Here is a 10,582-nt window from a genome sequence, read left to right on the forward strand (position 1 = left end):
GCTACTCGCGAGTAACATTGGTCGGGTGACCGAGACGAGCACCCCCACGACCACCCCCGAGGCGTACGGAATCGAGCGTGCCGAGGGCACCAGCTTCACGCTGACGGTGGTCCGTGCGGCGGACCCCGAGGCGCCGACGGTGCTAGTTGTGCCCGCGATGGGCATGCCGGCGGGCTACTACGACAAGCTGATCGCGGCCTTCGCGGAGGCGGGGATCAACGTCGGCCGGATGGAGCAGCGTGGCCACGAGGAGCTCGGCGGGCGCGTCGCCAGCTGGTCCTACGACTTCGGCTACGCCGACCTGGTCGACGACATCGCCGCTGCCGTCGACCGCCTCGGCGAGCTGATCCCGGCCTCGGCCGGTGCGGCGTACGTCCTCGGGCACAGCCTCGGCGGCCAGGCCGCCAGCGCCTACGCCGCGCTGCACCCCGACCGGGTCGCCGGCCTGATCTACGTCGCCTCGCAGACGCCCTACTGGCGCAACTACGGCCCGGGCTTCCTGGTCGCCAGCCAGGCGATGGGTCTCGTCGGCCGGGTCGTCGGCCACTTCCCCGGCAAGCAGCTCAAGTTCGCCGGGCGCGAGGCCCGCACCCTGATGAGGGAATGGGCCAGGTACGCCCGCACCGGCAGGCTCCGCTTCGGCAGCCCGGCCCGTGACATCACCTCGGCGATGCGCACGCTCGAGAAGCCCGCGCTGATCGTCTCCATCGAGGGCGACTGGCTGGCCCCGAGCGCGACAGTCGACGAGATCCACCGCCGGATGCCGGGGCTCGAGGTCGCCCGGGTCCACCTGGACGAGCCCGGCATCGACCACTTCAAGTGGGCCCGGAAGCCGGACTCGACGATCGCCGCCGTCCAGGAGTGGCTCGCGCGCTAGTCGCGTACGCATTTCCGCCAACCAGCGACCCCACCTTTGATGCGGCCCGAGCGGGCCGCAAGACTCGCCCTGAGGCTGCGATCCCACACCCCGCCGCGGTCTCGGAAAGGTGAGGAACATGCCAGTCTTCGACGACGGCCAGCAAGAGACCGAGGTCCCCGAGACCGAGGATGTCGTGACCACCGACGTCCTCGTCGTGGGATCCGGCCCGGCCGGCGCCTCCGCCGCGCTCTTCCTGAGTGAGCTCGGTGTCGACAACATCATGATCACGAAGTACCGCTGGACCGCGAACACCCCGCGGGCGCACATCACCAACCAGCGCGCGATGGAGATCTTCCGCGACCTGGGCATCGAGGAGCAGGTGCTGGCCGACGCGACGCCGCACGAGCTCGTCGGTGACACCGTCTTCTGCACGAGCATCGCCGGCGAGGAGATCGGCCGCATCCGCACCTGGGGCACCCGTCCCGACCGCGAGGCCGACTACCAGCTCGCCTCGCCGTGCCTGACCGTCGACATCCCGCAGACGTACCTCGAGCCGATCCTGGTCCGCAACGCGACCGAGCGCGGCACCCAGACGCGGTTCTCCACCGAATACCTCAGCCACACCCAGGACGACGAGGGCGTCACCACGATCGCCCGCGACCGGCTGACCGGCCACGAGTACAAGATCCGGTCGAAGTTCCTCATCGGCGCCGACGGCGCCCGCACCCAGGTCGGCGCCGACATCGACCTGCCGCTCGAGGGCGCGATGGACATCGCCGGGTCGATGAACATCACCTTCAGGGCCGACCTCTCCGAGCTCGTCGACCACCGCCCGTCGGTCCTCTACTGGGTCATCCAGCCGGGCTCGAACGTCGGCGGCATCGGCACCGGCCTGGTCCGCATGGTCCGCCCCTGGGACGAGTGGCTGATCGTGTGGGGCTACGACATCAACCAGCCGCCGCCGGAGCTGACCGAGGAGTACGCGGTCAAGGTCATCCGCGACCTGCTCGGGATGCCCGACCTGGAGCCGGACGTGACCGGATACTCGCTGTGGGGCGTGAACGAGATGTACGCGACCCACGCTCAGAAGGGCCGCGTCTTCTGCGCCGGCGACGCCATCCACCGGCACCCGCCGTCGAACGGTCTCGGCTCGAACACCTCGATCCAGGACTCGTACAACCTGGCCTGGAAGCTCGCCGCGGTGCTGCAGGGCTACGCGGAGACCTCGCTGCTGGAGTCCTACTCCGCCGAGCGTGCCCCCGTCGCCAAGCGCATCGTCACCCGCGCCAACCAGTCCGCGCGCGAGTTCGGTGAGCTCTTCGAGGCGCTCGGCGTGGTCGGCCTCGAGGGCGAGGAGATGGCCAAGGCCATCGAGGAGCGCAAGGCCAACACCCCCGAGGGTGCCGCCAAGCGCGCGGCGCTGGTGACCGCGATGGAGCGCAAGAACTACGAGTTCAACGCCCACGGCGTCGAGCTCGGCCAGTTCTACGAGTCCAACGCGATCGTCTCCGACGGCACCCGGCCCGCGCCGACCGACGACGAGGACCTCTACCACCGGATGTCGACCTCGCCGGGTGCTCACCTGCCGCACGCCTGGGTCGGCGACAACGTCGAGAAGCACGCGATGCTCGACCTCGCCCCCTACACGAAGTGGACGCTGATCACCGGCGTCGCCGGCGAGGCGTGGGAGGACGCGGCGGAGGCGGCCCGGACGAAGTTCGGGATCCCGCTCCAGACCGTCGTCATCGGCCCGGGCCGGCCGGTCACCGACCTCTACTTCGACTGGGCCAAGCTCCGCGAGGTCGAGGAGTCGGGCGCCCTCCTGGTCCGTCCTGACAAGCACATCGCCTGGCGCTCCATGTCGCTTCCCGAGGACCCCGGCGCCGCGCTGGGCGAGGCGGTCGCGACGCTGCTGGGCAAGGCCTGATCGTTCCGGTCGAGCGGGGGGATTCGATGAAGTTCACGCATGAGTCGCTGCCGCAGCGGGTCCGCTTCGCCACAGGCGAGGCGCCCGCTGCGGTGGCAGCTGAGATCGACGAGCTCGGCGCCCGGCGAGTGATGGTCATCGCCGGCGCGCGCGAGGCCGAGCTCGCCGCCCGGGTGACCGCCGACGTACCGGTCGCGCTGCACCACGACGAGGTCGTGATGCACGTACCGGTCGAAGTCGCCGAGCGGGCTCGTGAGCGGGCGACGGAATCCGCCGTCGACGCGCTGGTGTGCGTCGGCGGTGGCTCGACCACCGGCTTGGCCAAGGCCGTCGCGCTCACTACGGGGCTGCCGATAGTGGCGATCCCGACGACGTACGCCGGGTCCGAGGCGACCAACGTCTGGGGCCTGACCTCGGGCGAGACCAAGACGACCGGCATCGACGCCCGCGTCCTGCCGCGCGCGGTCGTCTACGACGCCTCGCTGCTGACCACCCTGCCCGGAGAGATGACCGTCGCCAGCGGCCTGAACGCGCTCGCGCACTGCGTCGACGCGATGTGGGGTCCGCGGGTGGACCCCATCGACCGGGTCAACGCGGCCGAGGGGATCCGGGGGCTCGCCACCGGACTGCCGCTGGTCGCGGCGAACTCCGAAAGCATCGAGGGGATCGAGCAGACCCTCTACGGCGCCTACCTGGCGGCGGTCTCGTTCACGTCCGCCGGCTCGGGGATGCACCACAAGATCTGCCACGTGCTCGGCGGCATGTTCAACCTGCCGCACGCCCAGACCCACGCGGTCGTGCTCCCGCACGTGCTCGCCTTCAACGCGCCGTCCGCCCCCGAGGCGGAGGCGCGGATCGCGGCGGCCTTCGGGGCGCCGAGCGCGGTCGCGGGCCTGGCGGAGTTGCGTACGACGCTCTCGGCGCCGAAGGCGCTCAAGGACTACGGCATGCCCGAGGACGGCATCGCCAAGGCGGTCGAGCCGATCCTGGCCGCGATCCCCGACAACAACCCGACCCCGGTCACCGAGGAGAACCTGACCGCGCTGCTGACCGCGGCGTGGGCAGGAGAGGAGAGCTGATGAGCGACGTACCTGGCGTATCGCCGGAACAGCAGGCGGTCGAGCAGACCCTGGTCGACACCGTCGTCGCGTCCTTCGACGCCTGCGAGGACCCGCGCCTGAAGGAGGTCATGGTCTCGCTGACGCGTCACCTGCACGCCTTCATCCGCGACGTACGCCTCACCGAGGACGAGTGGGGCGCGGCCATCGAGTTCCTGACCAAGGCCGGCCACATCACCGACGACGTACGCCAGGAGTTCATCCTCCTCTCCGACACCCTCGGCGCCTCGATGCAGACGATCAACATCAACAACCAGGCGTACGCCGACGCGACCGAGGCCACGGTCTTCGGACCGTTCTTCGTGGAGGACTCCCCGGCGATCGAGCTGGGCGGCGACATGGCGTTCGGTGCTCCGGGTGAGCCGTGCTGGGTCACCGGGACGGTGACCGGAACCGACGGGAAACCGCTGGTCGGAGCCAAGATCGAGGTCTGGGAGGCAGACGAGGACGGGCTCTACGACGTCCAGCGCGATGCGGGCGCGAGGGCCGCTCGGGCGCACCTGTTCACCGACAGCGAGGGCGGCTACCGGTTCTGGGGGCTGACGCCCACGCCGTACCCGATCCCCGACGACGGCCCCGTCGGCAAGATGCTGGCTGCGGTCGGGCGCTCGCCGCTGCGCGCCTCACACCTGCACTTCATGGTCACCCACGAGGGCTGCCGCACGCTGGTCACCCACATCTTCCCGGAGGGCGACCCGATCGGCTGGAAGGACACCGTCTTCGGGGTCAAGGAGTCGCTGATCAAGAGGTTCGAGCGGCAGGCCACCGGCACGCCGACCCCGGACGGCCGGGTCGTCGACGGCACTTGGTCGAAGGTGCGTTTCGACATCGTCCTCGCGCCCGCCGGCGCCTGAAACGTCCCTGGCGTGCTTCGGGCACAGGGGTGTTGCCCCGGCACGCCAGGGATCCCCTCACGGAGCTGGATGGACGATGTAGGTGAAGTCCTCGTGGACCAGGACGTTGCCGGCTGAGTCGGCGATCGTGAGGTGGTCGGTCACGCGGGAGTCGGGTGGGTACGGGTTGTGATAGATCGTCGTCTCGGTCCAGGTCGCGCCCTCAGGAACGGTCAAGCCGTTCACGTCGAGCCCGCCCGGCGGCGCCGGATGGTCCAGGGTGATCCGGAGGGTTCCGCGCACCCAGCCGTCCGTCCCCTCGGGCGTCAGGATCGGCTCGTTGACGGCGAACTTGTCGCCGGCCCGAAAGGGCCGGATCTCAGGTCGGACCTGCATCGTCCGCGCGGCGCTCTTACCGTTCCGGGTAGCCCTGATCGTCACGTTGAACGCGGGCAGCGTCCCGACCGCCGGCGCCTTCGTGACCGCCGTGAACGACGCCGTACGCCGCCCGGCCAGGACCCTGAGCGTGCCCGGGACCGTGACCCAGGTCGAGCTCGAGGTGAGGCTCACGGCCAGGGACGTCTTGGCGACGCAGTCGAGCGTGACCGTCCCGGTGGCCCTCTGGCCGGCGTGGACGTACGCGGGCAACGCCACCGCGGTGGGCACTGGCGTCGGGTAGCACGGGGTGACCGTGCGGACGAGTGTCGCTCGGCGTACGACCTGCCGGTAGACCGCCTTGACCCTGCCGCTGCTGCGCACCGTCGTGGGTGAGGTCCGGACGGTGACCACGCGCGTGCTCCGGCCGCCGGCGACATAGACGTACGCCGGGACCCGGATGCCCGTGCTGGCCCACAGCTGCACCTTGGCGCGCCGGGGAGTCCGGCAGGTGAGCCTGATCGTTGCGGTCGTCGACGCGCCTCCGGCCACGGTGCTCCTGGCGAGGGTCAGCGACTTGAGCGCCGGCCGGCAGGCCGCCTCCGCTGACGGCGCCGTCACCGCGGCAGGCACGTTGAGCGCCGCGACGGCCAGCGCGATGCCGAGGACGAGTCGGGCGAGACGGCGGGACATCTTCGGAACGTAGCGGGACCGCCGGTACGTGCTGCGCGCACGTACCGGCGGTCCCTCAGATCAGGTAGCCCTCCCGGCCGGGCTACTGCTGCGCGTCGGCGTCGGCCTGGGCGAAGTCGACCTGGAGCGATTCCAGGATCGAGGCGATGGTCTGCTCGGTGCTCGCCTTCTCGATCCCAGCCTCGTGGAGGATCCCGGCGCCGTCCTCGTACTCGAGCAGGGCGAGCAGGATGTGCTCGGTGCCGACGTAGGAATGCTCGAGCCGCAGGGCCTCGCGGAAGGTCAGCTCGAGCACCTTCTTGGCGTCGGCGGTGAACGGGATCATCTCGCCGACCTCGCCGTAGGGGTCCGGGGTGGCGGCCGTCGCCGCCGCGCGCACGGCGTCGAGGGTCACGTCCTGAGCCTTGATCGCGTGCCCCGCGACGCCCTCCGGCTCGGCGAGGAGACCGAGCACCAGGTGAGGTACGCCGGTCTCCGCGTTCGCGGCTTTCCGTGCCTCCCCCTGGGCGGCGACGACCACCGTGCGGGCACGCGGGGTGAACTTCGCGAACCCGGCGTTCGGGTCGAGCGACTGGTCGCCGGCCTTGGGGACGTACTTCTTCTGGGCCGCCTGCTTCGTCACCCCCATCCGGGTGCCGATCTCGGTCCAGGAGGCGCCGGAGCGGCGAGCCTGGTCGACGAAGTGCCCGATCAGATGGTCGGCCACCTCGCCCAGGTGCTCACCGACCATCATCGCGTCGGCCAGCTGGTCCAGGGGCTCGGTCCGAGCCTTCTTGATCGAGTCGATCAGGGTGTCGAGGCGTACGGCCTTGAGGGCAGGGTCTGCATCGCGGGGAGTCGTCATGCGTCAACTCTAGGTTGACGGAGCGACGGCGTCAACCTTTGGTTGACGGGGCCGGGTGGCTGTGGCGGAAATGCCAGCGGGCCGGTCATCCCTGTGGATGACCGGCCCGCTGCGTACGGCGTGTGTCAGTGGCAGTGGTTGGAGATCTGGATCATCTCGTCGCGCGGGACGACCTTGATCCGCTCGCGGCCCTGGGCCTCGCCGAGCGAGCGCTCGTGGTTGTCGAGCCGCTCCCAGCCCTCGATGGTGGTGAACTCGACGCCCTTGCCGGACAGGTGCTCGAGGACCGCCGCCGGCGAGCCGTGCTCGGCGGGCTTGAGCTTGTCGAGGTCGTGGAGGAGGTTGTCGATGGTCTCCTTGGCGTCGGACTTTGTGTGGCCGATGAGGCCGACCGGTCCGCGCTTGACCCACCCGGTGACGTACGTCCCGTTGATGTGCTCGCCGTTGAGGTCGAGCACTCGGCCGCCGGCGTTGGGGATGACGCCGTTCTCGCTGTCGAAGGGCACGTCGGGGAGCGCCTCGGAGAGGTAGCCGACGGCGCGGTAGACGGCCTGGACCGGGGTGTCGGTGAACTCGCCGGTGCCGGTGACGGTGCCGTCGCCGTTGTACTCGGTCTTCTCGCTGCGCAGCGCGACCACCTGACCGTCCTCGCCGAGGATCTCGACGGGGTTCTGCATCATGTGGATGACGATCTTGTGGGGCTTGTCGCCAGCGGGCGCCTCCATGTACTTCAGGAGGATGTCGGCCACCAGCTTGGTCGCCTTGTGACTCTGGATCGCCTTTTCCCCGGCCTCGTCGATCTCGAAGCCCTCCTCCTCGACGACGACGTCGACCGAAGGGGAGTGGGAGAGCTCGCGCAGCTCCATCGGGCTGAACTTGATGTGCGCAGGGCCGCGGCGGGCGTAGACGTGGACCGTCTTGGCCGGGTTCTTCTTCAGGCCCTGGTAGACGTTGTCGGAGATCTCGGTGACCAGCTGCTCGTCGGCGGGCTTGGCCAGCATGCGGGCGACGTCAAGCGCGACGTTACCGGCGCCCAGGACGGCGACCTCCTCGGCGTCGAGGGGCCACTCGCGCGAGACGTCGGGGTGGCCGGCGTACCAGCTGACGAAGTCGGCCGCGCCGAAGGACTGCGGCAGGTCGATCCCCGGGATGTCGAGCTCTCGGTCGGCCATCGCGCCGGTGGCGAAGATGACAGCGTCGTAGAACCGGTGCAGGTCGTCGAGCTTGAGGTCGGTGCCGAAGTCGACGTTGCCGATGAAGCGGATGCTGTCCTGGTTCAGGACGCGCTTGAGCGCCTTGATGATCTCCTTGATTCGCGGGTGGTCAGGAGCCACGCCGTAGCGAACCAGGCCATAGGGAGCAGGCAGACGCTCGATGACGTCGACGCGCGCACCAGGGTGCTCCTTCGTGAGGATGTCGGCAGCGTAGATGCCGGCCGGGCCGGCACCGACGATCGCAACGCGGATGTCACGCATAAGGGAGTTCAACCTTCCGTGGATGTACTAAGGCAAGCCTAAAGGGGGTCGTGTAACCCTCCGAATCCGTTCCACCAGGTGGTTACGCGGTCGTGCGTGGGTTTCACGCTCAATCCTAGAACGTGTTCTTGTTTTGGGTATGTCTGGGAACGTGATCTCGGACACGTACGGCGCGTCGGGGGTTGCTGTTCCGGGTGCTGGCTCTAGCGGTCAAGCCTTGTCGAGTCCTGGTTTGGTCTCGGGAAGTCGCGCTGAAGTGGCCGTGGCTTCGTTCAGTGTTTCGCCGCCGACCCTTGGTTTGATTGTTTCTCGATCGCGCGCCGCGTCAAGGACGGGCTTCGCCCGCCGCTTCGCAGTGGCCTTCGGCCATCCTTGACCCGGCGCGCGATCGAGAAAGATTTGGCCTGTATCGGGTCGGCGGCGAGGGTGTGGTGCAGCGGATTCAGTTGGGTACGGGTTTGGGGCTGTGGCTGGTCGTGTGCGGGCGGCTCGGTGCCTCGTGGGCGCCTATGGCAGTGGGCCGGACCTTGTGAACCGTTCACAAGCGGGCCGTCGCCTTGGCTGGACCCGGTTCGGTGCCTGGTAGGTCATGAGTTCACCACTGATCCGAAGAGCTCCCCACGGGCGCGGAGGTTCCCCACCCTCCGGAGCGTGGGGAACCTCCGCCGCAGTGGGGAAGTGTCTCCGCCAGTGGGGAAACGGCGTGTGTGAAGTCGAGAGTTGGCCGGCACGCTCATTTGGGCGCCGGGACGGACGGCTTCAGCGAGGGCTGAGCCCGGTCGACGGGGTGCCGCAAGGCCTGGCTGGCAGGGTCGCGGTCAAGTGATTCCTCGCCCGGCCGATTAGGGGCGGCGGGTGAACCGGATGGTGCCATCCGGTAATCGCTCGTGAACGTAGGCATGGTTGTGCGCCATGCGGTGATGATGCGGGCACAACAACGCCCCGTCCTTGAGATCTGTCTTCCCGCCGACAGCCCAGGGCTCTAGATGGTGGGCGTCGCACCACTCCGGTGGCATGTCACAGCCCTCGGCCTGGCAGCACTTCTGCTGCAACCGCATCGCCTTGCGCTGGATCGGCTGGAAGAACCTGCTGCCTCGACCGGCATCGAGGACCTCACCGTCACCGCCGAGGACCCACGGGATGATGGTCGCGTTGCACGCCATCCGCCGCGCCTCCGCCGCCGAGATGGTGGCACCGTTGGTGTCGTCGTAGCCCAGGGTCGCGATGCCGAGGTCTTTGCGGAGCTCCTCGAGGGAGATCACCACATTGATGGTGGTGGCGTCACCGCCGTGGCGGGGCAGCGCGGCGGGATCGATGGTCTCGAGGAGGCGGGCGAAGCCCTGGCCCATGAGCCTTTCCCACGGCGGCAGGGGCGCGCCCTTGGCGACGAGTTGTTGTCTGCGGGGTTGGGCGTAGGCCTCGACCAGTCGCTTGAATCTCATCCCGATCGAGGTCGGCAGGACGCCGTCGAAGCCGATGGTGCCGTCGTGGTTGTCCCAGACCCGTAGCGCGGTCTTTTGCTGGGCACGTTCTTCTTCAGCGAGGAGGGCTTTGGCTTCGGCGTCCTCGAACCGGACCGGGTCGACCTCGACCAGGATGCGCTTGCCGACGATGTGGAGCTCGTTGGCGGTCAGGCGGGTGGCGTAGTCGACCAAGAGCTCCTCAGCGAGGGTCAGGTCCTCAGCGCTGGCTTCCGGGTTGGTCTCGATCTTGTCGAGTGCCTTGGTGATCACCCGGGCTTTGTCCTGGGACACGACGCCCTCGGCGAGACCGGCAGCGACGAGGTCGTACTTCGCGATCCCGGCGGCGAGCTTGATCTGCGAGCGTGCCGAGGCTTTGTCGACCAGCAGTTCGGCGCGCATCCATGCGGAGGCGTCTTTGGAGCCGGTCTCTTCGGCGATGTCGCCGGCGGTGGCGAGTACTCGGAGCTTCAACGCGGCCAACCGCGCCTGGGCCCTTTCCAGCCGTTGCAGCCGATCCTTCTTCTGGCCGGTGCGCCAGTAGGCGGGATCCCTGGTCAACAGCTTGTCGAGGGAGGACTCGATGGTGTCCATCTCAGCGTCGATCGCATCGTCGGCGTCAGTGTCTCGGCGGTTCATGTCGCGTTCAAGACTCATCGCGTGCCCTCCCTTCAAACGGGTATTGTGATGGTCTGATTCTACGCCTTCACCTCTACATCGGCCATCTATTTTCGCAGGTCAAACCCAGTTTCGCAGTGAGCGAACGCCCTCGCACCTGTGGATAATAAGTGGCCCGAAGGGCCACCCCTTCACCCCATCAACACCATCTGTCCCAAACAAGAATCCGCTGCGCCACACCCGGGCCAGATCGAGAAGACCCTCCAAGAACGGGTCGGCGGCCCACCCCAACCCCGAAGAAACGGCGGGCATCCACTCCCCATAGGCCGCTCACAGCCACAAAAAACGACCACCACAGCCCCACCCCGAAGCGTGGTCGC

The 10,582-nt window shown here is 68.7% G+C and carries 8 protein-coding genes; 4 read left to right on the plus strand and 4 right to left on the minus strand.

The features are described from left to right. Window positions 1-25: 25 nt before the first annotated feature. The 4 genes from ABTW65_RS18635 (at window position 26) to ABTW65_RS18650 (ending at window position 4,758) form a co-directional block, all read left to right on the plus strand. Window positions 26-877, plus strand: a complete 852-nt coding sequence (locus ABTW65_RS18635) for an alpha/beta hydrolase family protein (RefSeq protein ID WP_350662739.1) — start codon at window positions 26-28, stop codon at window positions 875-877. Between the two features lie 118 nt (window positions 878-995). After that, complete coding sequence (locus tag ABTW65_RS18640) at window positions 996-2,786, plus strand: FAD-dependent oxidoreductase (RefSeq protein WP_350662741.1); 1,791 nt, start codon at window positions 996-998, stop codon at window positions 2,784-2,786. Between the two features lie 26 nt (window positions 2,787-2,812). Then, complete coding sequence (locus ABTW65_RS18645) at window positions 2,813-3,865, plus strand: maleylacetate reductase (RefSeq protein WP_350662743.1); 1,053 nt, start codon at window positions 2,813-2,815, stop codon at window positions 3,863-3,865. Beyond that, the gene (locus tag ABTW65_RS18650) at window positions 3,865-4,758 is read left to right on the plus strand and encodes a hydroxyquinol 1,2-dioxygenase (RefSeq protein WP_350662745.1); all 894 of its coding nucleotides are present in this window, start codon (window positions 3,865-3,867) and stop codon (window positions 4,756-4,758) included. The genes ABTW65_RS18645 and ABTW65_RS18650 overlap by 1 nt, the downstream gene beginning before the upstream one ends. 57 nt (window positions 4,759-4,815) lie before the next feature. Here ABTW65_RS18650 and ABTW65_RS18655 read toward each other — a convergent pair whose 3' ends face one another. From ABTW65_RS18655 to ABTW65_RS18670, 4 genes are all read right to left on the minus strand, one after another. Then, entirely contained in the window at window positions 4,816-5,805 is a 990-nt protein-coding gene (locus tag ABTW65_RS18655) for a hypothetical protein (protein ID WP_350662747.1), read from the minus strand. A gap of 82 nt (window positions 5,806-5,887) precedes the next feature. Next, a complete protein-coding gene (locus tag ABTW65_RS18660) occupies window positions 5,888-6,649 on the minus strand; it encodes a Clp protease N-terminal domain-containing protein (RefSeq protein WP_350662749.1) in 762 nt (253 codons plus the stop codon). Between the two features lie 125 nt (window positions 6,650-6,774). After that, window positions 6,775-8,124, minus strand: coding sequence for an FAD-dependent oxidoreductase (locus ABTW65_RS18665; RefSeq protein ID WP_350662752.1), 1,350 nt, complete (start codon window positions 8,122-8,124; stop codon window positions 6,775-6,777). 842 nt (window positions 8,125-8,966) lie between these two features. Next, window positions 8,967-10,241 carry an HNH endonuclease signature motif containing protein gene (locus tag ABTW65_RS18670; RefSeq protein ID WP_350662754.1) on the minus strand — a complete coding sequence of 425 codons (1,275 nt, stop codon included), beginning with the start codon at window positions 10,239-10,241 and terminating at the stop codon, window positions 8,967-8,969. Window positions 10,242-10,582: the final 341 nt, after the last annotated feature.

The organism is Nocardioides sp. NPDC127503 (assembly GCF_040302165.1).
Classification (GTDB): Bacteria; Actinomycetota; Actinomycetes; order Propionibacteriales; family Nocardioidaceae; genus Nocardioides.

Bases quoted from the DNA above. Each gene is read 5' to 3' on its own strand.
- ABTW65_RS18640 (WP_350662741.1), top strand. From the start codon at position 996: ATGCCAGTCTTCGACGACGGCCAGCAAGAGACCGAGGTCCCCGAGACC.
- ABTW65_RS18645 (WP_350662743.1), top strand. From the start codon at position 2,813: ATGAAGTTCACGCATGAGTCGCTGCCGCAGCGGGTCCGCTTCGCCACA.
- ABTW65_RS18650 (WP_350662745.1), top strand. From the start codon at position 3,865: ATGAGCGACGTACCTGGCGTATCGCCGGAACAGCAGGCGGTCGAGCAG.
- ABTW65_RS18655 (WP_350662747.1), bottom strand. From the start codon at position 5,805: ATGTCCCGCCGTCTCGCCCGACTCGTCCTCGGCATCGCGCTGGCCGTC.
- ABTW65_RS18660 (WP_350662749.1), bottom strand. From the start codon at position 6,649: ATGACGACTCCCCGCGATGCAGACCCTGCCCTCAAGGCCGTACGCCTC.
- ABTW65_RS18665 (WP_350662752.1), bottom strand. From the start codon at position 8,124: ATGCGTGACATCCGCGTTGCGATCGTCGGTGCCGGCCCGGCCGGCATC.
- ABTW65_RS18670 (WP_350662754.1), bottom strand. From the start codon at position 10,241: ATGAGTCTTGAACGCGACATGAACCGCCGAGACACTGACGCCGACGAT.